The sequence below is a fragment of the Neobacillus drentensis genome (assembly GCF_036962765.1).
Lineage (GTDB): Bacteria > Bacillota > Bacilli > Bacillales > Cytobacillaceae > Neobacillus > Neobacillus drentensis_C.
Genome location: NZ_JBALOS010000030.1, coordinates 1 through 255, shown reverse-complemented (window position 1 = coordinate 255; position 255 = coordinate 1). Strand labels below are relative to the sequence as shown.

Below are 255 nucleotides of genomic sequence, written 5' to 3'. Positions count from 1 at the left end.
CAATAATGCTAAGCCGGAAAATTTTGAAAGCAAAATGGCAAAATTCTTAAAAGATAGCGAGGATCGTTTATCTTCCTTAAAAAGGCACACAGAGTCCAAACGTGGCGGAAGAGGAGCTAAGCGGGGGTAACTTGCTGCTAAACTTTTTATAGATGAAGAGAGGATTCACTTCCTATCAATATCGTAAGACAGGTCATAATTTGACCTGTCTTTTTTTGTTATATATGAAAAAATCGAAAAAAAGGGTGTCAGGCA

1 pseudogene is annotated in these 255 nt (G+C 37.3%); it reads left to right on the top strand.

Features of this window, described 5'->3' with window-relative positions:
* A pseudogene (locus tag V7137_RS05075) lies at positions 1-130 on the top strand (RNA-binding protein S1); the annotation flags it as partial.
* Positions 131-255: the final 125 nt, after the last annotated feature.